Annotated in this window: 21 protein-coding genes, 1 tRNA gene and 2 pseudogenes; 10 read left to right on the top strand and 14 right to left on the bottom strand. The window is 64.3% G+C overall.

Features of this window, described 5'->3' with window-relative positions:
* The first annotated feature begins 4 nt into the window (after positions 1 to 4).
* Positions 5 to 1939 carry a MacB family efflux pump subunit gene (locus ACLHZ1_RS00970; protein ID WP_427260616.1) on the top strand — a complete coding sequence of 645 codons (1935 nt, stop codon included), beginning with the start codon at positions 5 to 7 and terminating at the stop codon, positions 1937 to 1939.
* Positions 1940 to 1953: 14 nt separating this feature from the next.
* Positions 1954 to 3366 (top strand): efflux transporter outer membrane subunit, encoded by a 1413-nt coding sequence (locus ACLHZ1_RS00965; protein ID WP_427260579.1) that lies wholly within the window; start codon positions 1954 to 1956, stop codon positions 3364 to 3366.
* Between the two features lie 81 nt (positions 3367 to 3447).
* Here ACLHZ1_RS00965 and ACLHZ1_RS00960 read toward each other — a convergent pair whose 3' ends face one another.
* Positions 3448 to 4362 carry a LysR substrate-binding domain-containing protein gene (locus ACLHZ1_RS00960; RefSeq protein ID WP_427260577.1) on the bottom strand — a complete coding sequence of 305 codons (915 nt, stop codon included), beginning with the start codon at positions 4360 to 4362 and terminating at the stop codon, positions 3448 to 3450.
* A gap of 121 nt (positions 4363 to 4483) precedes the next feature.
* Here ACLHZ1_RS00960 and ACLHZ1_RS00955 point away from each other — a divergent pair, with 121 nt between their 5' ends.
* Positions 4484 to 5254: an SDR family NAD(P)-dependent oxidoreductase gene (locus tag ACLHZ1_RS00955; protein WP_427260576.1), complete on the top strand. Its 771-nt coding sequence runs from the start codon at positions 4484 to 4486 to the stop codon at positions 5252 to 5254.
* Positions 5255 to 5394: 140 nt separating this feature from the next.
* Here ACLHZ1_RS00955 and ACLHZ1_RS00950 read toward each other — a convergent pair whose 3' ends face one another.
* Both ACLHZ1_RS00950 and ACLHZ1_RS00945 read right to left on the bottom strand, forming a co-directional pair.
* A complete protein-coding gene (locus ACLHZ1_RS00950) occupies positions 5395 to 6087 on the bottom strand; it encodes a B3/B4 domain-containing protein (protein WP_427260575.1) in 693 nt (230 codons plus the stop codon).
* A gap of 462 nt (positions 6088 to 6549) precedes the next feature.
* The gene (locus ACLHZ1_RS00945; RefSeq protein ID WP_427260574.1) at positions 6550 to 7266 is read right to left on the bottom strand and encodes a hypothetical protein; all 717 of its coding nucleotides are present in this window, start codon (positions 7264 to 7266) and stop codon (positions 6550 to 6552) included.
* A 145-nt stretch (positions 7267 to 7411) separates the two neighbouring features.
* Between ACLHZ1_RS00945 and ACLHZ1_RS00940 the strand changes: the two genes are divergently transcribed.
* Positions 7412 to 7936, top strand: coding sequence for a DUF2937 family protein (locus tag ACLHZ1_RS00940; RefSeq protein WP_427260573.1), 525 nt, complete (start codon positions 7412 to 7414; stop codon positions 7934 to 7936).
* A 139-nt stretch (positions 7937 to 8075) separates the two neighbouring features.
* On the opposite strand, the gene ACLHZ1_RS00935 is transcribed toward ACLHZ1_RS00940, so the two are convergent.
* A tRNA-Ser gene (locus tag ACLHZ1_RS00935) sits at positions 8076 to 8165 on the bottom strand.
* A gap of 279 nt (positions 8166 to 8444) precedes the next feature.
* Here ACLHZ1_RS00935 and ACLHZ1_RS00930 point away from each other — a divergent pair.
* Positions 8445 to 9356, top strand: a complete 912-nt coding sequence (locus ACLHZ1_RS00930) for a L,D-transpeptidase family protein (protein ID WP_427260615.1) — start codon at positions 8445 to 8447, stop codon at positions 9354 to 9356.
* Positions 9357 to 9364: 8 nt separating this feature from the next.
* A complete protein-coding gene (locus tag ACLHZ1_RS00925) occupies positions 9365 to 10366 on the top strand; it encodes a DUF481 domain-containing protein (protein ID WP_427260572.1) in 1002 nt (333 codons plus the stop codon).
* Positions 10367 to 10686: 320 nt separating this feature from the next.
* Here the strand turns inward: ACLHZ1_RS00925 and ACLHZ1_RS00920 are convergent.
* A pseudogene (locus tag ACLHZ1_RS00920) lies at positions 10687 to 11070 on the bottom strand (hypothetical protein); the annotation flags it as partial.
* A 207-nt stretch (positions 11071 to 11277) separates the two neighbouring features.
* On the opposite strand from ACLHZ1_RS00920, the pseudogene ACLHZ1_RS00915 reads away from it, so the two are divergent.
* A pseudogene (locus ACLHZ1_RS00915) lies at positions 11278 to 11477 on the top strand (IS4 family transposase); the annotation flags it as partial.
* Between the two features lie 10 nt (positions 11478 to 11487).
* Here ACLHZ1_RS00915 and ACLHZ1_RS00910 read toward each other — a convergent pair.
* The 5 genes from ACLHZ1_RS00910 to ACLHZ1_RS00890 form a co-directional block, all read right to left on the bottom strand.
* Complete coding sequence (locus tag ACLHZ1_RS00910; protein ID WP_427260571.1) at positions 11488 to 12252, bottom strand: hypothetical protein; 765 nt, start codon at positions 12250 to 12252, stop codon at positions 11488 to 11490.
* 245 nt (positions 12253 to 12497) lie between these two features.
* A complete protein-coding gene (gene fecE / locus ACLHZ1_RS00905; RefSeq protein WP_427260570.1) occupies positions 12498 to 13262 on the bottom strand; it encodes a Fe(3+) dicitrate ABC transporter ATP-binding protein FecE in 765 nt (254 codons plus the stop codon).
* Positions 13262 to 14224 (bottom strand): iron chelate uptake ABC transporter family permease subunit, encoded by a 963-nt coding sequence (locus ACLHZ1_RS00900; RefSeq protein ID WP_427260569.1) that lies wholly within the window; start codon positions 14222 to 14224, stop codon positions 13262 to 13264. The genes fecE and ACLHZ1_RS00900 overlap by 1 nt, the downstream gene beginning before the upstream one ends.
* Complete coding sequence (locus ACLHZ1_RS00895; RefSeq protein ID WP_427260568.1) at positions 14221 to 15192, bottom strand: iron chelate uptake ABC transporter family permease subunit; 972 nt, start codon at positions 15190 to 15192, stop codon at positions 14221 to 14223. The genes ACLHZ1_RS00900 and ACLHZ1_RS00895 overlap by 4 nt, the downstream gene beginning before the upstream one ends.
* Positions 15192 to 16109 (bottom strand): Fe(3+) dicitrate ABC transporter substrate-binding protein, encoded by a 918-nt coding sequence (locus ACLHZ1_RS00890; protein ID WP_427260567.1) that lies wholly within the window; start codon positions 16107 to 16109, stop codon positions 15192 to 15194. Before ACLHZ1_RS00890 ends, ACLHZ1_RS00895 begins: the two co-directional genes overlap by 1 nt.
* 169 nt (positions 16110 to 16278) lie before the next feature.
* Here ACLHZ1_RS00890 and ACLHZ1_RS00885 point away from each other — a divergent pair, with 169 nt between their 5' ends.
* Positions 16279 to 18375 (top strand): TonB-dependent siderophore receptor, encoded by a 2097-nt coding sequence (locus ACLHZ1_RS00885; RefSeq protein ID WP_427260566.1) that lies wholly within the window; start codon positions 16279 to 16281, stop codon positions 18373 to 18375.
* A 202-nt stretch (positions 18376 to 18577) separates the two neighbouring features.
* Here the strand turns inward: ACLHZ1_RS00885 and ACLHZ1_RS00880 are convergent, their stop codons facing one another.
* Positions 18578 to 19558: a TDT family transporter gene (locus ACLHZ1_RS00880; RefSeq protein WP_427260565.1), complete on the bottom strand. Its 981-nt coding sequence runs from the start codon at positions 19556 to 19558 to the stop codon at positions 18578 to 18580.
* A 103-nt stretch (positions 19559 to 19661) separates the two neighbouring features.
* On the opposite strand from ACLHZ1_RS00880, the gene ACLHZ1_RS00875 reads away from it, so the two are divergent.
* On the top strand, positions 19662 to 20552 hold the full coding sequence (locus tag ACLHZ1_RS00875) for a LysR substrate-binding domain-containing protein (RefSeq protein ID WP_427260564.1): 891 nt from the start codon (positions 19662 to 19664) through the stop codon (positions 20550 to 20552).
* Between the two features lie 220 nt (positions 20553 to 20772).
* Positions 20773 to 22794: a BCCT family transporter gene (locus ACLHZ1_RS00870; RefSeq protein WP_427260563.1), complete on the top strand. Its 2022-nt coding sequence runs from the start codon at positions 20773 to 20775 to the stop codon at positions 22792 to 22794.
* Positions 22795 to 23701: 907 nt separating this feature from the next.
* Here ACLHZ1_RS00870 and ACLHZ1_RS00865 read toward each other — a convergent pair.
* From ACLHZ1_RS00865 to ACLHZ1_RS00855, 3 genes are all read right to left on the bottom strand, one after another.
* Positions 23702 to 24652 (bottom strand): transposase, encoded by a 951-nt coding sequence (locus ACLHZ1_RS00865; protein WP_427260562.1) that lies wholly within the window; start codon positions 24650 to 24652, stop codon positions 23702 to 23704.
* Between the two features lie 210 nt (positions 24653 to 24862).
* Positions 24863 to 25813, bottom strand: a complete 951-nt coding sequence (locus ACLHZ1_RS00860; protein ID WP_427260561.1) for a transposase — start codon at positions 25811 to 25813, stop codon at positions 24863 to 24865.
* A gap of 169 nt (positions 25814 to 25982) precedes the next feature.
* Positions 25983 to 26384, bottom strand: coding sequence for a YybH family protein (locus ACLHZ1_RS00855; RefSeq protein ID WP_427260560.1), 402 nt, complete (start codon positions 26382 to 26384; stop codon positions 25983 to 25985).
* Positions 26385 to 26542 lie beyond the last annotated feature (158 nt).

The following is a 26542-nucleotide window of genomic DNA, read 5'->3' as shown; positions in this document are numbered from 1 at the left end:
TTCCATCGACGCCCCCCTCATCGCGCTCGAGGGGGTCAGCCGCCGCTACCTGAGCGGGGAGCAGGAGGTGACTGTGCTGCACCCCCTGAACCTCACCATCCAGGCCGGGGAGATGGTGGCCATCGTCGGCGCCTCGGGCTCGGGCAAGTCCACCCTGATGAACCTGCTGGGCTGCCTGGACAGGCCGAGCGACGGGCACTACCGCTTTCGCGGCCAGGAGACGGCAAGCCTGGACGCCCTGGCCCTGGCCAGGCTGCGCTGCCACCACTTCGGCTTCATCTTCCAGCGCTATCACCTGCTGCCGCACCTGGATGCCGCCGCCAACGTGGAGATCCCCGCCGTCTATGCCGGCATGGCCAAGGCGGATCGCCATGCCCGCTCCCGGGCCCTGCTCACCCGGCTGGGCCTGAGTGATCGCAGCCACCACACCCCGGGTCAGCTCTCCGGCGGCCAGCAGCAGAGGGTCAGCATCGCCCGGGCCCTGGCCAATGGCGGCGAGGTGATCCTGGCCGACGAGCCGACCGGCGCCCTCGACAGCCAGAGCGGCAAGGAGGTGATGGCCATCTTGAAGGAGCTCCATGGCCTGGGTCACACCATCATACTGGTGACCCACGACATGGCGGTGGCGGACCATGCCGACCGCATCATCACCCTCAAGGATGGCCGGGTGCAGAGCGACAGCGGCAGCCCCGCCTCCCTGCCCCCGCCACCAACCCCTGCCGCCATCCCCAAGGGCAGCCAGGGGCTGGATCGTTACCGCGAGGCCGCGCGCATGGCGCTGCACGCCATGCTGGCCCATCGCATGCGCACCTTCCTCACCATGCTCGGCATCATCATCGGCATCGCCGCCGTGGTGAGCGTGGTGGCGCTGGGCCAGGGGGCCCGCGCCAAGGTGATAGGCCAGATCAATGCCATGGGGACCAACACCATCGACATCTTCCCCGGCAAGGGCTGGGGCGACGAGAAGGCCGCCAGCATCCGCACCCTGAACGAGGGGGATCTGCGCGCCCTCCAGGGTCAGCCCTACCTGGAGGGGGCCAGTCCCCAGCTCTCCACCTCGGCGCAGCTGCGCTATCGCAACCAGACCAAGAGCGGCACGGTGAACGGGGTGAGCAGCGACTTCTTCCGGGTCAAGGGGATGACCCTGGTCGGCGGTCGCCTGTTCAGCGAGCGGGACAACCTGGATCGGGCCTCCCTGGCCGTGGTCGATGCCGACAGCATCAAGGGGCTGCTCGGCGACGAGGATCCCATCGGCAAGGTGCTGCTCATCGGCACCCTGCCGGTGCGGATCATCGGCCTCATCAAGGAGGAGACCGGCTTTCGCCAGCCGAGCCAGTCGGTGAGTGTCTGGCTGCCCTACCGCGCCGTGATGAGCCGCCTCATCTCCCAGAACCACTTCAACCAGATCACCCTGAGGGTGCGCGATGGCGTCCAGCCGGCCCTGGCGGAGCGAGAGGTCATCGCCCTGCTGCGCCAGCGCCACGGCAGCAAGGATTTCTTCACCTTCAGCAGCGACAAGATATTGCAGTCGGTGGAGAAGACCACCGCCACCCTGACCCTGCTGGTCTCCGCCATCGCGGTCATCTCCCTCATCGTCGGCGGCGTCGGGGTCATGAACATCATGCTGGTCTCGGTGGTGGAGCGCACCCGGGAGATTGGGATCCGCATCGCGGTCGGCGCCCGCCAGTCCGACATCTTGCAGCAGTTTCTGATTGAAGCCGTGATGGTCAGCCTGCTGGGGGGCGTGCTCGGGGTCGGGCTCGCCCTCCTCATCGGCCTGCTGTTCTCCTCCCTGGTCGATGCGATGCAGATGCAGTTCTCCCTCTTCTCCATCCTGATGGCGTTTGCCTGCTCCACCCTGATCGGCATCCTGTTTGGTTACCTGCCCGCCCGCAACGCCGCCCGCCTCGACCCCGTGGTCGCCCTGGCCAGGGAGTGATGATGAGATCCGCAATGGTGAACATGAAAAGACTCAGACTGCCCTGGCTCGGCCTCGCCCTGCTCCTCGGGGCCTGCGCCCAGCCAAGCCCCTATCACAGGGGGGATTACGCCCTGCCCGCCCAGTGGCAACAGCAAGATGCCCTGGCCGAGGCCCCGTCGTCCGGCCCCTGGTGGCGAGGCTTTCACGACCCGGCCCTCGACGCCCTGGTCGAGGCGGTGCTCGCCGCCAACACGGATCTCCACGTGGCGGGACTCAGGCTCAAGGGAGCCCGTCTCGCCGCCGATCAGGCCGACACCAACCTGACCCCAGGGGTCAATGCCAGCCTGGATGCCAGCGGCAACAAGAACCTCAAGAGCGGGGTCAGCAGCCACAGCATGGGCCCCACCCTGACCGTCAGCTATGAGCTGGACTTGTGGGGCAAGCTGGCGGCGGTGCGGGATCAGGCAAGCTGGGAGGCGGCCGCCAGCGCCGAGGATCTCGCCGCCACCCGCCAGAGCCTGATCCGCCAGACCCTGCAGCAATACTGGCAGCTCGGCTACCTTGGCAGCGCCATTGAGCTGGGGGAGCGCCAGCTCGCCAATCTCTCCGAGACCCTGCGTCTGACCCGCGTCAGGTATGAGGCGGGCGCCGTGCCGCGCCTGGATCTCGTGCAGGCCAGCGCACAGCTCGCCGGCAAGCAGGCGGCCCAGGCCAGCCTGCGCAGCCAGAGGGTCGCGGCGGGCAATGCCCTGCTGCAGCTGCTCGGTCGCAACCGCGGGCCAGTGCCGTTCGAACCAAAGGGCCTGCCCCTGACCCCGATCCCGGCCATCGCCGTCGGCGTCCCGGCGGATCTGCTGGCCCGGCGCCCGGACCTGAAGGCCGCCGAACTGCGCCTGCGCAAGACCCTGGCCAGGGGGGATGAGGTGCGCACCAGCTTCTACCCGGCCCTGACCCTGACCGGCAGCGCCAGCACCGCCTCGGACAGGTTGGCCCAGGTGCTGGAAAACCCGGTGGGCAGCCTGGGCGCCGCCCTCACGCTCCCCTTCCTCGAGTACAACAACAACCGGATCGCCGTCGCCAGCAGCGAGAACGACTACCAGATAGCCCAGGCCGAGTTTCGCCAGCGGCTGTTCGATGCCCTGTTCGAGGTGGAAAACGCCCTGGCCGCCCGCCGCTATGGCGAGGCCCAGCTCAGCAGCCTCGCCCTGCAGCAAGGTTACGCCATCGAGGCGGATCGCCTGGCCCGGGTGCGCTACGAGGCGGGCAACAGCCCGGTACAGGAGTGGCTGGACGAGCAGAACCGCCGCTGGGATGCCGAGCTGGCCCTGCTCGCCCAGCAGCAGAGCCAGCTCAACACCATGGCGAGCCTCTATCTGGCCCTGGGGGGGCGCGATGACCCGGCAGGGGAGGCGCCCTCATCTCCTGAGCCCGCCAGCCGCCCCTAGGGCCAAGGTGGGAGCCCCGTCGATGGCATCCTCCCGTCTATGCCACATGCCGCACTGCCTATGCCCAGGCAGGGCGATGACTCACCGAGCGTGCCCATGCTCGCCCTGCAGACGAAAGACGTCAATCACGGCCCGCAGCGCCGCAGGCAACTGCCTGTGGCCGGGATAGTAGAGAAAGAAGCCGGGGTAGCTGATCGACCAGTCGGCCAGGACCCGGATCAATCTGCCCGTGGCAACCAGCTCATCATGCTCGGGGCTTTGCGCCGTGTAGACTAACCCTATGCCGTCCAGTGCGATGCGGGTCATCATGCCGATGCTGTCGACCGTCAGAGGGCCGCTTACCGGCACCGCCAGGCGTCTGCCCTCTTTCTCGAACTCCCAGCGATATAGGGATCCCCCGCTGATCTCCCGAAGACCGATGCAGTCATGGTGTTGCAAGTCGGCAGGGGTCTGAGGGATGGCGCGCTGCTCGAAGTACGCCGGGGAACCGTACACAGCGACATGGAAATCCGCGGTCAGACGCACCGCGCTCATATCCTGCTGGATGTCGTCCCGGATCCGCACGCCCGCGTCGAAGCCTTCCCCGACGATATCCACGAAGCCATCATGGGTGGTCAGCTCCAGCCGGACATCCGGGTACCGACCAAAAAATGCCGGCAGCTGCGGCAGGAATACCAGGTCGGCGGCGATCCTGGGCATGTTGATCCGTACCCTCCCCCGCGGACTCTCCCTGAACGCATTCACGCTCTCGACGGCATTGGCAATGGTGTTGAACGCCGGGGCTATCTCCGCCAGCAGGGCCAGACCCGCTTGGGTCGGTGACACTGTGCGCGTGGTGCGGTTCAGCAGTCTCACGCCGAGCCGCTCCTCCAGCGCCCGCAAGGCGTGGCTGAGTGTGGATGCCGTGAGATTCAAGCGGGCAGCCGCCTTGCGAAAACTCTTCTCCTCTGCGACGGCCACAAATGCCGTCAGTTCGCCAAACTCACTCGTGCGCATGCTGCCCTCTATTGATGAATATAAGCCAGCAAATCATGGGATATAACCCTACTTATTAACAGCAATAAATCGACTTATAGTCTGGCCTCGGTTCAACATGCTCATTTGACGAGGTACAAACATGTCTCAATCATTACGTCTGCAAGGTCGTGTCGCGCTGGTCACGGGTGGGGGGAGCGGTATTGGTCGGGCGGCGGCGCTGGCGTTTACCCGGGACGGCGCCAGCGTGGTGGTCGCCGGACGACGAGAGTCCGCGCTGCTGGACACGGTTCGTCTGATCCGCGAACAGGGGGGCGAGGCGCTTGCGGTGCCCACGGACGTCTCGAACGGCGATCAGGTACAGGCGTTGATAGCCACGACACTGGCCCAGTTTGGGCGGCTGGATGCGGCCTTCAACAATGCGGGGGTGGAAGGGTTTGCCCCCATCAGCGAGATGAGCGAGGCAGAATTTGACCGCGTGATCGCCATCAACCTGAAGGGTGTCTGGCTGTCGGTGAAACATGAGTTGGCGGCAATGAGCGCCGGCCACGGTGGCGCGATCGTCAATACCTCCTCCTGGCTGACTCACGGCGCGAGTATGGGCTCGGCGGCGTATTCCGCCAGCAAGGGCGGGCTGGATGCCATGATCCGCGCCCTTGCGCTGGAGGCTGGCCCGCACAACATCCGCATCAATAACGTCAATCCCGGCATCATTGACACCCCGATGGCGCAACGAATGGGCGCCAATGAGGAGACCCTCAAACCCTTCGTGCACCTGACACCGGCAGGGCGCATCGGGAAAGCGGACGAGGTGGGAGACGTGGTCGCCTGGTTGTGCAGCGACGAAGCCCGGTTTGTCACAGGGCAGAGCCTGCTGGTCGACGGTGGCTTCACCATCGCCGGGTTGCGTTAATGGGCGGCGCGGCTGCCGAGAGATAGCGCATCAGTCTGCATGGGTCCCAGGCCAGGCCCCATAGGCCTGGGCTCGGGACTCATTACCTTGGCGAAGACGTGGCGTGCTCAGACCCTGATCCGACGGGTGACCGCCACCGGCTATGCCCGGGTGTCGATCAGATGTTGCGCTATCCTGGCATCGGGCATCATCTGCAAGAGCCCCTCCACCAGATCATTCGCCGCCGCCTGCAAGGCCTCAAGGGGCATGGGCGGCAGGCTCTCCAGGATGAACCACATCTGCTGCGCCGTTGCATCGAGGCGCGTCCTCACCCCCTGACGCCAGTTCCAGCGGCGACAGGTCACCCCCTGCTCATCGCGCCAGATGACCTCCCCCGGCGCGGGGGATTCCTGGATGATGATGCCCTCCTTGACCGTATCGAACCGCTCACTGCCATCGGCGATGGTCAGGTGCGGCATCCCCACATAGGCGCCATAGTTTTCCCCACCGATCGGCACCCCATACATCAGGCTGGTGGCGTTATAGAGATCCACGACCGGGTCTATGGTCGGCAAGCTGCCGCCACGTTGGACGCGCTGGTAGAGCGCCTGCGCTGAGTTGGGGGTGCGCTGCGCCTTGGCACCAAAGCGCCGAAACACCTCAGCCCAGGCCGTGAAGTGCGTCTCCCCCCACTCGGGGCGACTGGCGAGGAGAGACTCGCAGGCCCGGGCTAGCCGCGCCCTGGCCACGTCGGGATAAAGGAGCGGGCCCGCCGCCACCGTGATGCTGATGGCACGAAAGCCTGGGGCTATCTCGGCGATCCTCGGGTCAATACGCGGTAAAACGGGGGACATACGCTCTCCTGTGATGGGGTTGGGTTGCTCGGACTCTCCCCCCTCAACCAACCGTCGCGGGGAAGCTGGCACCGGATCCCCCGCCATCGCGGCCTGAGCGGCCGGTCGGGGCACCTGGGTTCAGGGCGGTGATTTCCCATGGTAATCAGTAATATGGCGAGGCTGGGACAGTGCCGGTGTGCTCGCATTCTTGTCCGGCAAGCGCATTAGCTCAAATGATTAAAGTAGATGTGCCATTAATTTTACTAAAGCCCACCCCGTTCCCAAGGCGCAGACCAGGTGACCGCAGACAACCCCACCAGCCGGTTTGGCGCCCGAGTCAGCCGAGCCGGTGCATCGATGTCCTGGTATGAGCCCTGCGGGATAGAGATGAAAAAAATCCGGAACCCATGCGGTGTTCCGGACTCTCCTGCCCTGTACTGGGCGCTTAACGGAGCGGTTGTGTGGGTGACCCCGCCTTGCCTATCTGGCTGCCTGGCGCCACCAGCGCCCAAACAGGCGATCCACCTGTGGGGTCAACCAGGCCAGTATCCGCTCGCAGAGCGGTGTGAGTAGCAACCAGGGCAGCATGATGAGGCTGATGGAGAGCGACCCCATGTAGATATCGGTGAACCAGTGCGCCCCCACCATGATGCGCGGCAGGGTAAACAGCACGACCATGGCGCAGGCAGCCCACCCCATCCAGCGTGGTGCGAAGCGCAACATAAAGGCGGCGAAGATCATCAGCATCAGGCCATGATCGCCGGGAAAGCTGTCACTAGAAGCGTCCTTGGTCGGAAAATCGATCAGGGTGGTCAGACGCAGCGCCCCCGGCATGCTCAGGGTCGGACTCGGACGCTCGAGCGGGATGAGGTGGCCGATGCGATTAAGCAGCAGGGCCGTCACCACCATCAGCAGACCCATGGCCACCCAGCGGGCGCGCCCCTGGCCGTCACTGCGCAGAAACAGCGTCAGCAACATCCCCACCATGCAGGAGAGGGAGACCAGATCGAACAGACGGTGGTTGGTGATGGCCATGATCAGCCGCCACGGGCCAGGCTCGGCGAGCAGGACGTTGAAGCCCCGGAAGATCCCCATGTCCCAACGCGCCCAGAGGCCGTGCCCAGGGAGCAGCCACCAACTCAATGCGACCAGGGCGCCCAACAGCGGGGCCACATACAGTCCAGCCTGTCTGTTCATGCTCGATTCTTCTCTCATCTGGGTACGAAGGGGCAAATGTTAGTGCGCGCCCCTGGAAAAACAACCCACCAACTGTTTCCAGATGTTACACGCTGCCTTGGCGCGGGCTCCCTTTTCGATCTAGTATGCCCCGCCCTCTTCTGACATGGATCCCGTCATGCGCAGCTATCTGAGAATGGTGCTGTTCGCCCTCGGCCTGCTGGCCGGCGTACAGCTGCCCGGCCTGCTCGAACTCTATTTCCAGCGGATCGATGCCCGCCTGCAGCAGGCCGAGCTCAGCCTCTCTCCCTTCCAGGCCAACGCCGAGCGTCACTTCGCCGGCGATCTCGGTGCCTTGCTCCACCATTATCAGGAGAGCCAGGACCCTGTGGTGCGCGGCGACGCCGGCAGCATTCGCCAGCTGATCGAACAGCAGCGCATGCTCAGGCAGGAGCAGGCCCTGGCCACCGCCCCCTGGTATCGCCAGACGCTGCACCTGCTCGGCGGAGCCAGTCGCGAACTGGTCAGTGACACCCTGGCCCACTATGGCTATGTGGTTCCCCTCAAGCAGGAGGCCATCGTCTGCGGTCTGCTGGGCGGCGTACTCGGCGCCCTGCTCGGGGATCTGTTCTGGGCCTTGCTGGCCTGGCCATTTCGACCGGCGCCGCGCCGGCGTGGGGAACTGCGCTGACGTCATGGCGCCGCCCGGACCCAGGGCATCCCTGCAGATGCCGTTCAACGCATGTCGCCGGATCCCATGCCAGCCAGCGTCACATAGCATGGCGCGCAAATAAAAAGCCCGACCTAATCAATAGGTCGGGCTTGGTATGTGGCGGAGAGACAGGGATTCGAACCCTGGGTGGCATTGCTGCCACAATTGATTTCGAGTCAATCCCGTTCGGCCACTCCGGCATCTCTCCGTGGCGGCTATTCTGACTCACTCCCGGCGCGAAGATCAATCTCAATCTCTTTGAAGATCAACCAACTGGATAGAAATGCGCCACCTGGGACAACGCCCTGGGCCGCGCCCTCCTCCCCACCAGGGGAGAGGCTTGACCTGACTGGCTCCCACCTTGCCCGGCAGGGACGCCGCCCTCCCCGGTTCGACTGCCGGGCTGGCTTTCACGGCCCGATTGGTTGACAATTTCGCCCTCATTTTCCCCTCCCAGAGGGACCCATTTCGACGACTTGGACTCATGATGCTCAACTTGCGTATTCTGCTGCCGCTCCTGACCGCCTGCTGGGCAGGCTCTGCCCTCGCCACCCGTTACCCCCTGCCCGAGGCCAACAGCCGCCTCATCGGCGCCCCCGAAGACTACATAGTGCAACAGGGGGATCACCTGGAATTGATCGGGGCGCACACCCAGACAGGCTTCCTCGCTCTGCTGGAGGCCAATCCCGGGGTCGATCCCTATCTGCCCAAGCCGGGCACCCGGCTGACCCTGCCGACCCAGATGCTGCTGCCGGACGTGCCGCGGGAGGGGATCGTCATCAACCTGCCGGAGCTGCGGCTCTATTACTTCCCCAAGGGCAAGGCGGAGGTGGTGGTGCTGCCCATCGGCATAGGCGACATCGGCCGCGAAACCCCCGAGATGACCACCACCGTCATCGCCAAGAACCCGAACCCCACCTGGACCCCAGGCCCCATGGTGCGCAAGTCCTGGCTGGAGCAAAAGGGCATAGACCTGCCCGCCGTGGTGCCCCCGGGCCCGGACAACCCCCTTGGCAAGTTCGCCATGCGTCTGGGCTATGGCAACAAGGACTACCTCATCCACGGCACCAACAAGGAGTTCGGCGTGGGGCTGAGGGTCAGTGCCGGCTGCATCCGGCTGCGCCCCGATGACATCGAGTCCCTGTTTGCCATGGTGCCGGTCGGCACTCAGGTTCGCGTCATCAACCAGCCGGTCAAGAGTGCCATCGAGCCCGACGGCAGCCGCTGGCTGGAGGTGCACTCCCCCCTGTCTCGCACCGAGCAAGAGCTGGAGCAAGGCGCCCCCCTTGTGCTGAGCCCGGCGGTCAAGGGCTTTATCGACGCCCCCGAGGTGGATGCGGGTCAGGCCAGCCTGGCGCTGGAGCGCAAGAGCGGCATGCCGCTGCTGGTGGGTGGCTGAGCCTGGCCATGATGCACTCCCTGATCCGGCTGCGGCCCCTGCTGCTCCTCTGCCTCCTGCTGGGGGCCGGCCCGCTCGCTGCCGCCGACATCCTCTGGATGCACAACGGCGATCGCCTGAGCGGCAAGGTCGAGGAGATGACCGACAAGATGGTGCGCATCAAGCTGCCCTATGGCCAGCCCCTCACCATAGCGCGCAGCGCCATCATGCGCTGGCGGCTCGACAAGCCCTACCAGCCCAGGCCCACCGCCAAGGGAGGGTTCGACTTCAATCCCCTCGGGAATGCCGAGCGCGTCTGGCACATGGCGGGCAACGGTGACGTCAACATCAAGCTCAAGAGCAACACCAGCAGAAGCAACGACGTCAACCTCAAGGGGAACCTGGAGGTCGCCAACATGGATTGGCGTTACACCCTGGAGGGGGAGTACAACTACGAGACCAAGGATGGCAAGACGGACAACCACGACTACCAGCTCAAACCCATCGTCGATATTTTCTTCGATCAGAGCTGGTTCTGGCGCAGCTCGCTGGATTACGAGTATGACCTGGTCGACACCAACTACCTCTCCCTCGACCTGGGTACCGGGCCGGGCTACCGCTTCTGGAACGACAAGAAGCGCCGCCTCGAACTCATCGCCCTTGGCGGGGTGCGTCACGCCTATTGGAACGATGACAACGACGCCATCATGGAACTGTTTGGCAAGCTGCATGCCTCCTACCCCTTCGCCAACCTCGGCTGGGACTATCGCCAGCCCATCTGGCACGAGCGGATCGAGCTGTTTAGCAAGGGGACCTATCTCAAGTACCTGGATCAGGACACGCCGCTGTTTACCCTCAACCAGAGCATCAACGGCAGCATAGGCATGCGCTACTACTTCAATGACAACGTGCGCCTCTCCTGGTCCAGCGAGCTCGACTGGGACGACGCCTGGTTCAATGGCCCGCAAGGGCGCGTCACGGTCGATGACAAGGAGTGGCGCCAGTACATCAGCCTGGGGGCCAGCTTCTAGGAAGGCGGCCCCTCACCCGGAGCCAGCCATCAACCATCACAATCAGGCCAGCGGCTAGGGAGACAGCCCCCCATCCGGGGTCAGCCATCAACCATCCAAAAGCAGGCCCGAGGCTAGGGACACAGCCCCTCATCCGGGGGCCAGTCATCAGCAAGATAAGCAAGGGGGCCAAGGCCCCCCATGGTCGATGCGGCGCGCGGCCCCAGACGTTGTGCTCAGCCGCCCTTGACGCACTTCTGGATAAAGCTGCTTTTAGCCGCCCCCGCCAGCTTCTTGGCACTGGCCGCCTGCTCGCACTGGCTCGCCTTGCCAGTGCCCCCCGCCGTCCCATCCTTCACACACTTCTGGATAAAGCTGTTTTTGGCCGCTCCCGCCAGCTTCTTGGCGGCGGCCGCCTGCTCGCACTGGCTCGCCTTGCCAGTGCCCCCCGCCACCCCATCCTTCACGCATTTTTGGATAAAGCTGGTTTTGGCCGCTCCCGCCAGCTTCTTGGCGGCGGCCGCCTGCTCGCACTGGCTCGCCTTGGCGGTGCCACCCGCCGCCCTATCCTTCACGCATTTTTGGACAAAGCTGCTCCTGGCCGCTCCCGCCAGCTTCTTGTCGGCCGCCTGGGCCTCGCACTGCTGTTGCGCCGTCGGTGTGGCGCCATGGGCCATGCCCACCCCCATCAAACAGACGCTCATCAGGATGACAATACGCTTCATATGACAACTCCCTACCCTTGGTTCCATTGTTGTTTTTCCGCATAGATCGGGCCAAACGAGGCGCCCTCGCTACCTGCCCTACTATAGTCGTCCCGCCCCGTGACGAAATTTGGGATACGAAATGTGGGTACAAATGTGGGACACCCACCTTTTTAAGCAAGCCATCACCCGGCAGCTGGCTGTGAACAACCTGGTGGGGTGACCCAGGCGTCGGAGTGCCTCATCCATGAACTGGGTTCCATGCCGTATGTATCACCGGGGAATATTCCGAAAGGGTGGCGGAGCAGCTGGCGGGGCAATTTGTGCTGCCGGCACGCAGGGAGCGAGGTGACCCCCGCGGCGTGAGACCAAGGCCACAGCAGCACGGTGTGAAACAATCCAATAAAAACAATGCCAGTCCGCCTTGACTGACTGGCATTACGGCCTGGAGGGCGCGGTTTGCAACGCTTGTTGTTGATAGCGCGCTATGGTCCCCTCCTGCTTCATGTGTCGAATCACATCGGCCAGGGGGGCCAGCAGCGCTCTGTGTCTGCGATGGAGATAAACAAATGACTCGGCCGTGTCCATGATGCCTGCCACATAGACGCTGGCGCTCGCCCCCGGCCTGCCTCCCTGCTCCGCCAGGGCTTGCTGGGCGACGATGGTTTGCTCGATATAGATATCGCTGCGGCCGATCAGCAGCTTGCCCATTCCCTGCTCTACCGTGCCAATATCCGACAGCTTCTCTGGCGCGACCACCTTGCTCAGCGCGGCCTGTGCCAGCTTGGCCCCACGGCGATATTCCACCCGATAATCGGTCCCCCTCAGGCTATCCCATCCCCTCAGATGGATACCCGGAGTCACGGCGTACGCCTCATAGGAGAGCGTGAAGTGAGATTCGGGGACTTGTAGCAGGGTGCGGGTCTGCCGTTGATACTCGGCGGAGCGGTGGATCTCGCCATCGACCTCCCCCCTCTCGGCCATCTGGGGGGCCCGGCCGCCCGGATAACCGACATAGCTGAAGTCGTAACCCAGGCGGGCAAAGGCATCCTGGTAGATAAGCTCGAGCCAGCGTCCGTACATGGACTCCTTGGTATCTATCGAGCTCACCAGGGTAATCGTCTTCGTGGGTTCCCCCCAGGCCTGGGAGGCGAAGAGCAACCACAGCAGTGACGAGAGGCAGATCCTGGATACCGGCAGCATGGATTTTCCTGATGAGCAACGAGTCTTGACAGGAAACGGCTGGCGCAGCCTGATCCGCGGCGATTGCCGGTTCAGATGACATGGCACTCAGCCGAGTCTGAAGAAGCGATGAGTCCCCAGCCCTTTCTATCTCCATGGCTGAAAATACCTCTTAACAAGTCATCTTCATACAACAAAAACAACCGCGGGCGCTCATCACTGGGGCCAGGGGAGTGATGACGTCATCCCTTGACCGCTTCGGCCGGTCAGCGCACGATCACTTTGGGGGTGCCGGCAATCGGGTCCGGGTGTATTTCTGCATCCAGGCCAAATACCCGGGCCAGCAGGGCCGGGGTCATCACCTCCCCCGGCGTGCCCTGCGCCACCACTCGTCCTGCCGCCATCACCACCAGCCAGTCGGCATAGCGGCACGCCTGATCCAGGTCGTGCAACACGGCCACCAGGGTCTTGCCCCTGGCCCGGAGATCGCCAAGCAGCCCCATCAGCTCCACCTGATGGTTGAGATCCAGATAGGTGGTGGGCTCGTCGAGCAGCAGGTGATCCGTGTCCTGAGCCAGGGCCATGGCGAGCCAGGCTCGCTGGCGCTGACCGCCGGACAGCTCGCTCACCGGCCGCTCGGCCAGGGCCTCGATGCCGGTGGCGGCCAGGGCCGCCGCAACCTGGGCCCTGTCCTCGGCCCCCAGCCGCCCCCAAAACCCCGTGTAGGGCGCGCGGCCATAGCCGACCAGCTCCCTCACGCTCACCCCCTCAGGCACCTGCTGCACCTGGGGCAACAGGGCCAGCTCCCGCGCCAGCTGGCGAGCGGGCACGCTGGCGATGGGGCTATCCCGCCACAGCACCCGACCGGCACTGGGATGAAGGATACGGGCCAGCGCCTTGAGCAGGGTGCTCTTGCCACAACCATTGGGACCGATCAGGGCGGTGATCCGTCCCGACGGCAGCACCAGATCGATGCCGCGCACCACGGGCTCGCCGCCATAACCCACCACCAGTTGTTCCACAGCCAGCACTATGCAGCCCTCATCTTGAAAAGCAGGTAGAGAAAATAGGGGGCCCCCAGCAGGGCCGTCATGATGCCCGCGGGCAGCTCCAGCGGCGGCGCCAGGATGCGCCCAGCCAAGTCCGCCAGCAGCAACAGCAACGCCCCCACCAGCATGGCCATGGGCAGCAGCCGCTGATGGCAGCCCCCCACCAGGGCCCGTGCCAGATGGGGGGAGACCAGACCGATAAAGGCGATGGGGCCGCAGATGGCCACGGTGGCGGCACTCCAGCATACCGCCACCAGCAAGGCCAGCAGCCGCACCCGGCCCACTCGCTCCCCCAGGGTCGTGGCCTGCTCTTCCCCCAGTCCGGCCAGGTTGAGCCGCTGACAGAGCCAGAGCACCAGCGGCAGCAGGCTCAACCAGGGCAGGAGCCCGAACAACTGGGGCCAGCCCCGTCCCCACAGACTGCCGGTCAGCCAGAGCAGGGCCGCATTGATCTCCACCGGGCGGGTGAGCAGCAGAAAATCCGTGATGCTGGCATAGAGGGCCGACAGTGCCACCCCGCACAGCGCCAACTTCACCGGCGCGGTGCGATGGGCACACACCAGCCAGAGCAGCAGGGCTGCCAGCAAGCCTCCAGCCAGGGCGATCCAGGGCAGCAGCCAGAGCGAGAGGCCGGGCAGCAGGGTCAACAGCACGACGGCCGCCAACCCGGCGCCATGGCTGATCCCCAGCACATCGGGAGAGGCCAGGGGGTTGCGGATCACCCCCTGTACCATGACCCCGGCCACCGCCGACATGCTGCCTACCAGCAGCGCCAGCAGCAGGCGGGGCAGGCGGTACTCCTGAATGGTGAAGTGATCGGCCCCGCCCCACAGCCCCTGCCATACCTCGGCCGGACTCAGGGGGACGGCCCCCAGGGCGAGGCTGACCAGCGCCCCGGCGACCAGCAGTGACAACAGCAGGGGAAACATCAGCAGACGGTTCATCGGCGTCCCCGCACCAGATAGAGGAAATAGGGCGCGCCCAGGAGGGCCAGCACGACCCCGACCGGGGTCTCGCTGGGGAAGACCAGGGCCCGACCCAGCAGGTCGGCGGTCGCCACCAGGGCGCCCCCCAGCAGCAGGCAGAGGGGCAGCACCCGGCGCATGTCCATCCCCACCAGGGCACGGGCCATGTGCGGCACCAGCAGGCCGACGAAGCCGAGGGCGCCGCAGGCGAAGACGGTGATCCCCACCAGCATCAGCACCAGCAGACTGCCCCAAAGCCGCAGCCAGCCCAGCCGCAGCCCCAGGCTGATGGCCCTCTCCTCCCCCACCCCCAGCAGGTTGAGGGCGGGGGCCAGCAGCAGGGCGAGCAGCAGCAGGGGCAAGGTCAGAGGCCACAGCAGGGCCACCTTGTCCCAGTCCGCCTGGGCCAGACTGCCCGCCAGCCAGCCGAGCACGGCCACCGCCTGATCCTCGGCCAGCATCACCAGGGTCTTGGTACCGGCGCCGCACAGCGCCGTCACCGCCACCCCGGCCAGCACCAGTTGCCCCTTGTCCCGCCCCGGCTGCCAGCCGCCTCCCACCAGCATCACCAGCAGCCAGCCAAGGCCGCCGCCAAGCACGGCAGCCAACCCGCCCGGGACAAGGCCGAGCCAGGCCGGCAGCGTCGAGACCAGCGCCATGGCAAACCCGGCGCCGGCCGTGACGCCAAACAGGCCGGGGGAAGCCAGCGGGTTCTGGGTGATCCCCTGCATCAGGGCCCCGGCCACCGCCAGGGCCGCCCCCACCAGCAGTGCCAGCAAGAGGCGTGGCAGACGCAGATCATGCACCAGCACCTGGCTTATCTGATCCCGATCCGGGCCCCAGACGCCCGCCAGGGCCGCCTCGGGGGTAATGGGGAACGAAGAGAAGGCAAACAGGCTGGTCCAGCAGATGATCAACAGCAGGCACAGCATACCGAGCAGCCGCATCAGGGGAGCAGTCCGTGCACCAGATCCTCGGCCATGGACTCGGCCGCCAGCAGACCCCGGCTGCGGGCCCAGCGATTGCCATCCACCTTGAGCAGATGACCCTCGCGAGCCGCCGTCAGCAGCGACCAGAGGGGTTCCCGCTGCCAACCATCCACCACGTTGGGGGAGGCATAGGTGCCGAGGATCAGATAGTCGGGATTGAGGGCGAGCAGTTGCTCAAGGCCTATCTGGCGAGAGGCCTCCTTGTCTCGCGCCGCCACCTCGGGCACCGTCAGGCCGAGGGCGCGGATCACCCCGGCGGCAAACGAATCGGGCGCATGGAGATAGAGGCCGTTCTCCCGCGCCACCGCAAACTGCACCCGGCCGGCCAGCGTGCTCAGGCGGGCACCCTGGCGGGCCATCCGCTCACCGTGCTGGGCGATGCGCGTCGTCATCGCCTCCCCCTGACCCACCAGGGTGGCGATGGTCTGGGCCGCCACCAGGCTCTGTTCATAGGTTTCGCGCCGGGAGGAGAGCATCAGGGTCGGGGCAATCTGACGCAGGGTGGCGGCGATGGCACCGTGACGCTCCCAGTCGGCGATGATGAGGTCCGGCTTGAGGGCGGCGATCACCTCCAGGCTGGGCTGAGCCCGGGTGCCCACCGACTGCCAGGGCGCCAGCCGCTCGCGCAGGGCGGGCAGCAAGCGGTCGGCATCCATGTCATCGGCGATGCCCACCGGGCTGATGCCGACCTGGGCCAGGGCATCGACAAAGGAGAACTCGAGGGCGACGATGCGCGCCGGAGCCCGGCTCAGGGTCAGGGGACCATCTTGCCCCACTACAGTGACGGGCCAGTGTGTCGCGGCCCAGGCGCCTTGCCCCGACCAGAGCCCGGCCATCAATATCAGCAGGGCGCCTGCCCGCCTGTACCACCCCATACCTCTCTCCGTCTCGTGACCATTTTGGACCCGCACGGTAGCAAAAAGCGCCGCCCAATGAAAACGAGAATTGCTGTTATTCAACACAAGCTGAATCGATTGAGCCGATAATGGTTTTCATTTAGGATCTGTCGTCCAATAACAATTCACATCAGAGTCAGACACACTGATGATCCAGCCCCCACGTCAACAGGCCCTCTGCCTGCTGTTGGCCGCCGGCAGCAGCCTGGCGCTGCCCGCCATGGCCGCCGATCCCATCCCCGATGAGACCATCACGGTCACGGGCCGCGCCCAATCCCTCTACCGGGTCGGAGGAAGCAGCCTGGCCACGGGTACCGAGACCCCGCTCGACGAGACTCCCCAGTCCATCCAGCTGCTGCCCGCCGCCCTCATCGAGGATCAGGCGGCTCGCCAGGTGACCGATCTCTACCGCTCCATCAGCGGGGTCAGCCAGTACTCCTACTCCGGGGTCACCTTCCGGGGGTTTCGCCAGGACGAGATCCGCTATGACGGTCTGCGGGGGGATCCCTTCAACGGCTTTGCGGTGCCCCAGCTCGCCAACATCGAGGAGGTACAGGTACTCAAGGGGCCCGCAGGCGCCCTGTTTGGCAGCGGTGAACCCGGCGGCCTCATCAACTATGTGACCAAGAAACCCGACGCCCACCACAAGAACCGGGTCAAGGTCACGGCGGGCAATCAGGACTTTGCCGGTGCGGCCATCGACCTCTATGGCGCCCTGTCAGACGATGGCAGCCACAGCTACCGGGCCGGGCTCTATCAGGATCACGAGAACCCGAGCCGCGACAACACGGATACCCGCAACCGCATCCTGGACCTTGGCTATGGTTGGGAGATAGGTGACAGCAGCCGGCTGCTGCTGCAATTTACCGACATCCAGCAGGTGCTCGGCGGGGCCCGTCTGCGGGGGGTGCCGACGGATCAGGATGGCAACTTCCTGGCGGACATCGACTGGAACGCCAACGAGGCCTCGGACTATCAACGCCTCGATGCCAGGGTCTATCTGGCCCGCCTGAACCATGACTTCAACGACTGGCTGAGCGGCGATCTGGCCCTGCGTTACTACGAGAACCGCGAGGCCCAGGCCTATCACGAACCCTCCGGCCTCTCTGATACCAATGGCGATGGCGTGGCGGACTGGAGCGCACGGGAATTTCGCGACCAGGTGCGCAACAACAAGGCGGGTACCCTGGCCGGCAACCTGACGGCCCGACTCGGGGATCACACCCTGCTGGCGGGGGCCGACTATTTTCGCCTCAAGGCGGACTACCTCTATTACCGGGCGCGCAAGGCGGACGGCGTCACCGGGATCAGCCTGACCGATCCCGTCTATGGCACCAGCAGTGCCAGCGACTACAAGCAGAGCCTGGTCACCGACTCGGATACCCTCTCCGAGCGCTACGGCGTCTTTGTTCAGGATCAGTGGGCCATCACCCCGGATTGGAACCTGCTGGCGGGCAGCCGCCTCGATGGCTTCCGGGACAGGACCACCAACAACCTCAACCAGGAGGTGGAAAGCTACCGGGGCAGCGGCGCCTCCTACCGCCTCGGCACCACCTATCAGCTGAGCGAGCAGATCAAGCCCTATCTGCTCTGGTCCACCGGCTTCGTGCCCCAGGATGCCGCCAGCCAGACCGGCAGCGTCGGCGGCCCCTTCAGCCCGGAAGAGAGCGAGCTGTGGGAAGCCGGGGTGCGCACCTACTGGTTCGATGACGCCATCAACCTCAACCTGGCCAGTTACCGGATAGTCAAGCGGAACCTGTTGCAGACCGATCCGAACGATACGGATCGCAAGGTGGCCTTCGGCAAGGTGCGCAGCCAGGGGCTCGAAGTGGATCTGCTGGGGGATCTCACGGACAACTGGGTGGCGAACCTCTCCTACGCCTACAACGACACCCGGATCAAGCAGTCCTACGACGGCCTGAGCAGTCAGGTAGGGGATCGCTTCGCCAATGCCCCCGCCCACCAGCTCGGTGCCTGGACCCGCTACGATCTGCCCCGCCTCGACTCGGCCGTGGCCCTGGGGATGGATTATGTCAGCGATCAGCTCAACCAGAGCGGCCAGACCGTCAAGCCCTACACTGTCTTCGACGCCTCCTGGCAGACCCGCTGGCAGGACTGGGAGCTGCAACTCAACCTCAAGAACCTGTTTGACAAGGAGTATGCGGTGAGCGGCTTTATCGAGCGCACCGGTCATTTCCCCGGGGAAGGACGCCGCGCCTACCTGAGCGTCAGCCGGGAGTTTTAGACCAGGATTTGGCATGCCATGCTGACACATCCCCCGACTCCGGGGGATGTTGCTTTACAGGCCCTTGAGAACGAGTGCTGGTCATAGAGGCGGCCATGGGGAGATGGCGGGGTTGCGGGGGCAGGAGGCGAAACCAGGCAGACCCCGCATGCAACCGACCCCGCCAGGCGGGGTCTGTTCTTGGTCGAGACCGGCGGCGACCTTAGCGGCGCACGGCTTGACCCAGGATGTCGAACTGACCCAGGGGCAGGAAGAACATCAGGTAGCGCAGCGCCACGTACCCCACCACCAGGGTCGCCACCACCAGCTCCAGATAGGCCAGCTGATGGAGCTGCTCGGCATAATGGGCCGCCTCTGGCCACTGCGACAGCAGCTGGCTCACCTTGAACAGGGCGGTGGCGCCGACCACCAGGGGGAAGGTGAAGGCGGCGTAGCCCGGCGAGAACGGCAGGCGCAGCAGCTTGATGAAAGCCAGGTAGATGATACCGGTCATCAGCACGGCGATCCCCAGCAGCACCGCCACCAGCAGCAGGGAGGGATCCTGGCTCACGGTGAGGTAACCGGCCAGCGACAGGCTGGCAGGGGCCGCCAGGATGGCGATGGTGGGCTTGGCGGCATCCGGCACCTCGTGGCTGAAGATGAGACGATAGAGCATCAGCGGCAGCATCAGGCCGTAGCAGGCCATGCCGAACCAGAGCAGGCCGTTGGCCAGGGCGGCGAAGGGGCCACCGGGGTAGGCAACGTCCGCCACTATGATCCCCACCGGCGGCACGAACCAGCTCGGCACCATGTGATGGATCTCGAACGCCTTGGCCCTGTGCCAGACGAAGGTGGCGAGGAACACCAGATGAATGGCCACCGCGAACAGCCAGAGCCCCTGGCCCAGGGTCGGGGCCAGCAATCCCACCGCCTTGGAGACCACCATGGTCCCCATGGCATAGGTGGGCACCACGCTGCCCACCACGGGATGGGCGAGATCCTGCCACAGCAGGCGCGGGTGCAGCAGGAACTTGAAGGTGAGGACGAGCAGCAGCACGGCGGCGATGGCGGCCCCCAGCAGTTGCAGGCGGCCATCGAACTGACCGGCATTCTCCCAACACCAGCCGAGGCTGGCGATCCCGAGTGCCAGACCGGCCATGGGGGTCGGGGCGGCGGCCAGGGAGCGACGGGTGCGTGCGATCATGACGGGTACCCTCTTGTTGATGACGATGGCCATAGGATAAAGAGGGTCTATCGTTTACGATATCTAAATGAATTGAACTAAGCGTTTAGGGAAATCAAACAACATGAAGCTCACCCTGCAACAGCTCAAGGTGTTCGCCACCATCGCCCGCCACGGCAACCTGGGGGGCGCGGCCAGCGAGCTCTGTCTCAGCAAGGGGGCCGTCTCCCAGTCGCTGCAGGAGCTGGAGCGCCAGCTCGCCACCCCGCTGTTCGATCGGGTGCACCCCAGGCTCCAGCTCAACGGCGAGGGGCGCCTGCTGCAACCGGCCGCCGAGGAGCTGCTGACCCGGATGCAGGAGATAGAGCAGCTGTTTCGCCCCGACGCCGAGCCGAGCGGCCAGCTGCGGCTGGGGGCCAGCCAGACCATAGGCAACTACCTGCTGCCCACCCTGCTGGCGGGGAGTGCCCAGGCCCTGGGGGCCGCCCCCAGGGTCACCATCGCCAACACCCACCTCTTGTGCCACGCCCTGGCCCACTTCGAGCTGGATCTGGCCCTCATCGAGGGGGAGAACCACCACCCGGATCTGGTGAGCGAGCCCTGGCTCGAAGACGAGATGCTGATAGTAGCCCCGCCCCACCACCCCCTGGCCGGGCAGCGGGAGCTACCCCTCGCCCGGCTCGCAGGCGAAACCTGGGTACTGCGCGAGGCACAATCCGGCAGCCGCGAGCAGTTCGAGCAGCAGCTCCAGCCCCACCTGCCCCGCTGGCAGGCGGGACTCGAGCTCAACACCCTGGAGGCGGTGATGCTGGCGGTGGAGAAGGGGCTCGGCATCTCCTTCATCTCCCGCCTCGCGGTCTCCGATCGCCTGCACGGTGGCCGCCTGGTGGCGCTCACCCCGAGCCAGACCTTCCCCCGCCAGCTCTCCCTCGCCTGGCACAAGCAGAAGTTCCACTCCGCGGCCCTGCGCCGCTTCCTCGCCTTCTGCCGCGCCCAGTCCCTGCCCGTCCCCTGAGTCGGGCAACCCCAGCGGCGGCGCAGAGGGGTGGCACCCTCAGTCCTGATGAACTTGAGATGTGAAGAGGGACGGCCCACTGCCTCCCCGATAAGCCTGTGAGCTCGAGAGGCGGAGCGGGGAGGCGGGCCAAAAACTGCCCGGAATGGCTCTCTTTCACTGTCTCTTGAGTAAAAAATGGCCCTATAGTGTCTTGAGTCCCACTACCCAAAGGTGTCCCATGACCGCACCCCGTCCCCCCAGATGCACACTGTCACTGCCCATCTTCATCCCCGGCCTGCTGTTCATCCTTGCGCTGCTGGCCGTCTGCTCTCTGGCACCGGAGGCGGCCGCCCGCTTCTTCGGCAACGGCCAGAGCTGGATAGCCCAGCACTTCAGCTGGTTCTATGTGCTGGTGGTCGGCATGTTCCTGATCCTGCTGCTGGTGCTGGCCTTCAGCAGCTACGGCAGCATACGGCTCGGGCCGGACGATGCCAGGCCGGAGTTCAGCTTCACCTCCTGGCTCGCCATGTTGTTTGCCGCCGGCATGGGCATAGGGCTGATGTACTTCGGGGTGGGCGAGCCCATGACCCACTTCGTCTCCCCGCCCCAGGCGGCGCCCCTGACCCCGGCGGCCGCCCGCGAGGCCATGGTCACCACCTTCTTCCACTGGGGCTTTCACGCCTGGGCCATCTACGCCATCGTCGGCCTGGTACTGGCCTATTTCGGCTTTCGCTACAACCTGCCGCTGACCATACGCTCGGGCCTCTATCCCATCTTCAAGGAGAAGATCCACGGGCCCCTCGGCCACGCGGTGGACGTGTTCGCCCTGGTGGGCACCATCTTCGGCATCGCCACCACGCTCGGTTACGGTGTCTTGCAACTGTCGGCGGGGATCACCCGGCTCACCGGGATGGACACCTCGGGGGAGCTGTTCCGCTTTGGCCTCATCGGCGCCGTCATCACCCTGGCCGGCATCTCTGCGGTCACCGGCCTCGACAAGGGGGTCAAGCGCCTCTCCGAGCTCAACCTCTTCCTCGCCATCGTGCTGCTGCTGTTCGTGCTGGTGGCCGGCCCCACCCAGTACCTGCTGGGGGCCTTGTCCGAGAACATTGGCAACTATGTCTCTTCTTTAAGCCAGCTCACCTTCCGCACCTTCACCTACAGCGAGACCCGCCAGGCGGGCTGGTTTGGCAACTGGACCCTGCTCTACTGGGCCTGGTGGATCTCCTGGTCCCCCTTCGTCGGCCTCTTCATCGCCCGCATCTCCCGCGGGCGCACCCTGCGCGAGTTCATCCTGGGCGTCTTGTTCGTGCCCACCGCCTTCAACCTGCTCTGGATGACGGTGTTTGGCAACGCCGCCATCTGGGCCAGCCAGCAGGCGGGAGGCCAGGTTCTGATCGACTCGGTCGGCAGCGTCGATACCCTGCTGTTCAACTTCTTTGACCTCTTGCCAGGGGCCGACATCACCTCGGCGCTGGCGGTCATCCTCATCAGCGTCTTCTTCGTCACCTCCGCCGACTCGGGGGCCTTCGTCATCGACAACATCGCCACCCAGGGCAAGGCGCACTCCCCCATCTGGCAGCGCCTGTTCTGGGCCCTGCTGCTCGGTGTCACCGCGGGTACCCTGATGAGCACCGGGGGCCTGGCGGCGCTGCAATCCATGACCCTCATCGCCGCCCTGCCATTCGCCCTCATCATGGTGCTGCTCTGCCTCGGCCTGGTGCGCGGCCTCATCGCCGACAAGGAGCACTCGGCCAGGCGCCTCTCCCCGGCCACCGATTTCTGGAACGGCAAGCAGTGGCGCACCCGCATGGATCACCTGCTGCGCCCCTCCACCGAAGGGGAGGCCAGCAACTTCCTGCGCGACATCGCCCTGCCCGCCCTCACCGCCCTGTGCCGGGAGTTCGAGGCCCGCGGCCTCGCCAGCCGGGTCGAGCAGGATGCGCAGCAGTGCCACCTGCTGGTGCCCCAGGAGGGACGGCGCGACTTCTGCTACGGGGTTCGCATCGAGGCCCGCCCCGCTCCCGCCTTCAACCCGTTGGAGGCGGCCCACAACCACGACCCCGAGGCTCGTATCTTCGAGCCCATTACCTTCTTCGCCGACGGCCGCGCCGGTTACGACGTCCAGTACCTGACCCGGGACGAGCTGAGCGCCGACGTCTTGCGCCAGTACGAACGCTATCTGATGCTGAGCCAGGATCAGGGGCAGGATCTGCTGAGCGGCGCCCCCGAACATACCCCGCCCGAAACCGGGGCCTGATGGCCCGCTGACGCTGGCGGGCAAACGGGCAGCGTCTTGGGCCCGACGAGTTCGCTGAGCAGGCGCCAGGCCCGAACCCTAATCCCCCGTCACGGGGGATTGTTATTGGCAGCCATCTGGCTAGTTGCACCGCCCCACAGGGCAGCCCCTCTCCCTACCCAAAGCGACAATAGGTGCGCTGGGTTTTCGGGTTTTCTGGGGTTTTCTGGGACGGGTTTTCTGGGACACCCACCTTTTCAGCAGGCCCTAACCAGACTGTCGGCAAAGATCTGGGAGAAATCTGGAACTCCCGACTTTCTGACCTTTCTGTCGCATCCGCATGACCCTGTGGGTCGATCACCCCGGCTGGGGCTGACTGCAACCCAGGAGAAGCTGACGGGCCATGTATGCTGCCGTAACCAAGAGCGCGGGGCTATCCCAGCTGTCGGGTAAATTTGGGACACCCACCTTTTTCAGCAAGCCCTAACCAGAACTGTCGGCAAAGACACAAAAATCCGGGATAAATTTGGAAATCGGGCACTCCCGACTTTTTCACCTTTCGGTCGCATCCACATGACCCTGTGGGTCGATCACCCCGGCTGGGGCTGGCTGCAACTCAGGAGAAGCTGACGGGCCATGTATGTTGCCGTAGCCAAGAGAGCGGGGCTGGGCCAAGGCCACCGCAATACGCTGTGAAAAGCCAATAAAAACAATGCCAGTCAGGTTTGACTGACGGTAGTAAATTTGGGACACCCACCTTTTTGAGAAAAGCCTAACTGAGCTGGCTATGGTCGTGCTGATGGATGACGGGGTGAGAGGTCAGAACCGGCAGGCCATTGTGGCATAACCAGCCTCTTGTTCAGGTGCGGCTCAGCTTGGCATAGAACAACATGTCGGGATGGGGTATGAAACTAGGGGGATTAACGATTCAAAGGGATGGCTGATGGCATCGTCGCTGACCACAGTGCCGGGCGAATAGCAGGCAATTCTCCCTGTCACCCATCACTCTGAGGCCTTGTCGCCGAAACAACATCACCTGCTTCAGCCAACGAACCTCATCCAAACCCAACCGTTGCAGAATAGGGGCAAGGTGAGCAGGAATCTGGCCCCGTTTGTCGGTTCTGATGGCTCGTCCTGTCCAGTCCACCAGCCTCAGATAGTCAATGAAGGCATAGGGCAGGCCATCCGGTTTGCCCTGGCTGGCAAATGGCAGCAATAGCGGAGGTAGAATGTCGCTGGTGGAGGGCTCATCAAGACGCTGTTTGATGCTGGTGTAATCGCTCTCTTCGGGTCTGTCGGCAATCGCGGCCCGTATCGGATTGAGGTCAACGTAGGCCATGCAGGCCAGCACGGCAGACTCTGTAAGCAGGGCCTGGCTCTTGAAACGCCCCTCCCAGAAATGCCCCTTGCAGCCATCTTCCCGATTGGCCTGGCGAGCCAGATTTTCATTGAGCAACCGCACAAACCAGCTGATGGAGTGCAGCCGTTCTCGCCATAGTGTTATCAAGTGTTGTACGACAACCCGCTCAGGCTCTATCAGGGATTCTCCCTGATACCAGCGCCGTACCAGCAGCGGCCACTGGAACAGTGCAGCCCAACGCTCGGCCACCTCCCGCTCGCTCCAGCTGGCAGCGATATCAGCCTCCACTTTGAGCACCAGGTGATAGTGATTGCTCATCACTGCATAGGCGTTGATGCCGATGGCAAACAGGCGTGACAGCTGGCCCAGCTTGTCGACCACCCACTGACGACGATGCTCGTAGCTCTGGCCGGAGTGAGCATCTTCCCCACACAAGAAAGCCCGCCGCACACAACGGCTGACCACATGGTAATAAGGCGTATCCTGCAAACTGATCTGACGTGAACGGGCAATGGTCATGGCTCACCCCTCGACTATGGCCTTTCAAGCCAAGTACAGAGTTACATCGCTGTCAAAAATGTGGGTGTCCCAATTAAACTGATGGATGGCGGGGTGAGAGGCCAGAACCGGCAGGCCATTGTGGCATCACCAACCTCTTGTTCAGGCGCGGCTCAGCCTGGCATAGAACAACATATCGGGATGGGGTATGAAACTGGGGGGATTAACGATTCAAAGGGATGGCTGATGGCATCGTCGCTGACCACAGTGCCGGGCGAATAGCAGGCAATTCTCCCTGTCACCCATCACTCTGAGGCCTTGTCGCCGAAACAACATCACCTGCTTCAGCCAACGAACCTCATCCAAACCCAACCGTTGCAGAATAGGGGCAAGGTGAGCAGGAATCTGGCCCCATTTGTCGGTTCTGATGGCTCGTCCTGTCCAGTCCACCAGCCTCAGATAGTCAATGAAGGCATAGGGCAGGCCATCCGGTTTGCCCTGGCTGGCAAATGGCAGCAATAGCGGAGGTAGAATGTCGCTGGTGGAGGGCTCATCAAGACGCTGTTTGATGCTGGTGTAATCGCTCTCTTCGGGTCTGTCGGCAATCGCGGCCCGTATCGGATTGAGGTCAACGTAGGCCATGCAGGCCAGCACGGCAGACTCTGTAAGCAGGGCCTGGCTCTTGAAACGCCCCTCCCAGAAATGCCCCTTGCAGCCATCTTCCCGATTGGCCTGGCGAGCCAGATTTTCATTGAGTAACCGCACAAACCAGCTGATGGAGTGCAGCCGTTCTCGCCATAGTGGTATCAAGTGTTGTACGACAACCAGCTCAGGCTCTATCAGGGATTCTCCCTGATACCAGCGCCGTACCAGCAGCGGCAATTGGAACAGTGCAGCCCAACGCTCGACCACCTCTCGCTCGCTCCAGCTGGCAGCAATATCAGCCTCCACTTTGAGCACCAGGTGATAGTGATTGCTCATCACTGCATAGGCGTTGATGCCGATGGCAAACAGGCGTGACAGCTGGCCCAGCTTGTCGACCACCCACTGACGACGATGCTCGTAGCTCTGGCCGGAGTGGGCATCTGCACCACACAAGAAAGCCCGCCGCACACAACGGCTGACCACATGGTAGTAAGGCGTATCCTGCAAACTGATCTGACGTGAACGGGCAATGGTCATGACTCACCCCTCGACTATGGCCTTTCAAGCCAAGTACAGAGTTACATCGCTGTCAAAAATGTGGGTGTGCCAATTAAAAAATAAAAATCGTGGACCGGTTGCAGGGTGCGGGCAGGCCAAGGATCCGGCTCGGTAAGGCGGCTTTGAGCCGCCTGGGTTTGGAACTGGGTTATGGGACAGCCGCCAGCAGCGTTGTGCCGTAGGAGTTATCTATGGTGCAGCGCCACTGCCCGTCTCGCTCCTTGCGAAACACATAGGTGGCACGGCGAGTCTCGTCCACCAGTCCGCCTTGCCCGTCCGGGTAGCGCAGCCGGGTCTCCATGATCACCAGGGCATTGTCGGCCCCCTCGATCACTTCCATGGCCCCCTGGGTGACCTCAAGCTGACCGTCAAAGTAATCGGAGATGGCGGTGAAGGCACGGCGGATGGCGGGAATGCCGCGCGCCACCATGCCGGGGTTGACCACCAGGGCGGCGTCCTCGGCGTAGAAGGCCATCAGGGCGTCGAAGTCGCGCCGGGAGATGGCGGCGTCACAGGTCTCGATCAATGTGCGAAGGGGATGTTGGCTCATGCCGTGCTCCTTGTTTCAGGACAAAAAGGTGGGTGTCCCAATTTAGGTTTGAATAAAAGGTGGGTGTCCCAATTTAGAATCTCAATTTAGAATCTGAAGTCGCGCCGGGAGATGGCGGCGTCGCCGGTCTCGATCAATGTGCGCAGGGGATGTTGATG

This window comes from Aeromonas sobria (assembly GCF_050266975.1).
In the GTDB taxonomy this organism is placed as follows: Bacteria; Pseudomonadota; Gammaproteobacteria; order Enterobacterales; family Aeromonadaceae; genus Aeromonas; species Aeromonas sobria_B.
This window is presented reverse-complemented; position numbering and strand designations above follow the sequence as displayed.

Coding starts and splice junctions, on each gene's coding strand:
- ACLHZ1_RS00965 (WP_427260579.1), top strand. CDS start 1,954: ATGGTGAACATGAAAAGACTCAGACTGCCCTGGCTCGGCCTCGCCCTG.
- ACLHZ1_RS00960 (WP_427260577.1), bottom strand. CDS start 4,362: ATGCGCACGAGTGAGTTTGGCGAACTGACGGCATTTGTGGCCGTCGCA.
- ACLHZ1_RS00955 (WP_427260576.1), top strand. CDS start 4,484: ATGTCTCAATCATTACGTCTGCAAGGTCGTGTCGCGCTGGTCACGGGT.
- ACLHZ1_RS00950 (WP_427260575.1), bottom strand. CDS start 6,087: ATGTCCCCCGTTTTACCGCGTATTGACCCGAGGATCGCCGAGATAGCC.
- ACLHZ1_RS00945 (WP_427260574.1), bottom strand. CDS start 7,266: ATGAACAGACAGGCTGGACTGTATGTGGCCCCGCTGTTGGGCGCCCTG.
- ACLHZ1_RS00940 (WP_427260573.1), top strand. CDS start 7,412: ATGGATCCCGTCATGCGCAGCTATCTGAGAATGGTGCTGTTCGCCCTC.
- ACLHZ1_RS00930 (WP_427260615.1), top strand. CDS start 8,445: ATGCTCAACTTGCGTATTCTGCTGCCGCTCCTGACCGCCTGCTGGGCA.
- ACLHZ1_RS00925 (WP_427260572.1), top strand. CDS start 9,365: ATGATGCACTCCCTGATCCGGCTGCGGCCCCTGCTGCTCCTCTGCCTC.
- ACLHZ1_RS00910 (WP_427260571.1), bottom strand. CDS start 12,252: ATGCTGCCGGTATCCAGGATCTGCCTCTCGTCACTGCTGTGGTTGCTC.
- ACLHZ1_RS00900 (WP_427260569.1), bottom strand. CDS start 14,224: ATGAACCGTCTGCTGATGTTTCCCCTGCTGTTGTCACTGCTGGTCGCC.
- ACLHZ1_RS00895 (WP_427260568.1), bottom strand. CDS start 15,192: ATGCGGCTGCTCGGTATGCTGTGCCTGCTGTTGATCATCTGCTGGACC.
- ACLHZ1_RS00890 (WP_427260567.1), bottom strand. CDS start 16,109: ATGGGGTGGTACAGGCGGGCAGGCGCCCTGCTGATATTGATGGCCGGG.
- ACLHZ1_RS00885 (WP_427260566.1), top strand. CDS start 16,279: ATGATCCAGCCCCCACGTCAACAGGCCCTCTGCCTGCTGTTGGCCGCC.
- ACLHZ1_RS00880 (WP_427260565.1), bottom strand. CDS start 19,558: ATGATCGCACGCACCCGTCGCTCCCTGGCCGCCGCCCCGACCCCCATG.
- ACLHZ1_RS00875 (WP_427260564.1), top strand. CDS start 19,662: ATGAAGCTCACCCTGCAACAGCTCAAGGTGTTCGCCACCATCGCCCGC.
- ACLHZ1_RS00870 (WP_427260563.1), top strand. CDS start 20,773: ATGACCGCACCCCGTCCCCCCAGATGCACACTGTCACTGCCCATCTTC.
- ACLHZ1_RS00865 (WP_427260562.1), bottom strand. CDS start 24,652: ATGACCATTGCCCGTTCACGTCAGATCAGTTTGCAGGATACGCCTTAT.
- ACLHZ1_RS00860 (WP_427260561.1), bottom strand. CDS start 25,813: ATGACCATTGCCCGTTCACGTCAGATCAGTTTGCAGGATACGCCTTAC.
- ACLHZ1_RS00855 (WP_427260560.1), bottom strand. CDS start 26,384: ATGAGCCAACATCCCCTTCGCACATTGATCGAGACCTGTGACGCCGCC.